The organism is Alteromonas sp. IB21, from assembly GCF_016405965.1.
Taxonomy (GTDB): domain Bacteria; phylum Pseudomonadota; class Gammaproteobacteria; order Enterobacterales; family Alteromonadaceae; genus Alteromonas.
Genome location: NZ_JAEFCD010000065.1, coordinates 1 through 1,171 on the forward strand (window position 1 = coordinate 1; position 1,171 = coordinate 1,171).

2 protein-coding genes are annotated in these 1,171 nt (G+C 41.6%); both read left to right on the plus strand.

Annotated features, from left to right (window positions below; genetic code table 11):
* Nucleotides 1-293 (plus strand): hypothetical protein (locus tag JC525_RS19720; protein WP_233095334.1); only part of this gene is annotated, 293 nt, incomplete at its 5' end.
* 155 nt (nt 294-448) lie between these two features.
* On the plus strand, nt 449-844 hold the full coding sequence (locus JC525_RS19725; RefSeq protein WP_198817860.1) for a DUF2750 domain-containing protein: 396 nt from the start codon (nt 449-451) through the stop codon (nt 842-844).
* The last annotated feature ends 327 nt before the right edge of the window (nt 845-1,171 follow it).

Genomic DNA, 1,171 nt, shown 5'->3' on the forward strand with positions numbered 1-1,171 from the left:
AAAAGTTATGTACTTTGTCTCATAAAATGAAACTAATAGAAGTAATTGAAAAAATCGACGACCTTGATGACGAAGCAACGATCTGGGTAAAAATCGATGAGGAATTAAATACAAGTACTAAAGCTGTTGTTGCAGCAGAAGATGAGTCCGGTTTAAATCCCATTTTTTGTGGCGTCAAATATAGTTACCTTCTGGAAGTGTTCATCGCCAAGGAAATTATTGAAACAATACCAGAAGCGACGACTTCACAAAAAGTAGATAGGATTATTAATTACGCTATTAACGATGCGTAACACCAAACGAAACGTAGTTGATTTATGAACGTACATAACAACTCAATAAACTCACTCACTTCGTTCGCTGGGACGCATACACGCAGGGCCGCTTCGCCATTATGCCCTGCGTGCCTGCGCCCGTTATTGAAAAGTTATGTTCTCAAGGAGAGTCAATGCCATACAAGATGAACGATAAGCAGTTGGAAGCTGTTTTAGCATTGGATAGCTCTAAACGCTTCGATCACTTTATTGGTAAAGTTGCCGACTGGCAACAAATGTGGGGCGTCAAAAGCGATGAAGGCTGGCTAGTTCCAGTGGCTCCAGAAGATTTTGAATATTTCCCCCTCTGGCCTCATTTTGAGTATGCTCAGAAAATTACCGATGAGAACTTTCCTGGGCACAAGGCTGTTGAAATCAGCCTCGAAGAATTGCTAGATCATTGGCTTCCGTTATTTGCAGAAGACGATGTTAAAGTTGCCGTTTTCCCAAACAGGGAATGGACATTTTGGTGTATTGAGCCAAATGACTTAAAAGAAGAACTGCTCAATGAAATGGCAAAATATGAATAAAAACATAACCAACTGCTCAAACGGACTCCGTAACTGTTGCACCTTTTTTGTTCCAAAAAAGTCGCCACAGTTACTCCTCCGTTTAGCAGGGCGTTAGGCGTCATTTACTTACAGCTTTAAAAAGTAGTCTCAGCTGTGACATTCCAGCAGCAAGACTGTTTCGCTAGGTTGTCTTTACGGCTTACTTTTCGGTAGTTTCAACGGCTTTAGCAACGCCCTTTTCGTCAACTCAGCAACGCCAGCATTCTGCATCTCCAGTTGTTTAAACTCGCTCTTTTATCCAGCAATGTCGTTAACATCTGGCTTTTCGCACAGGGTTGTTTTATC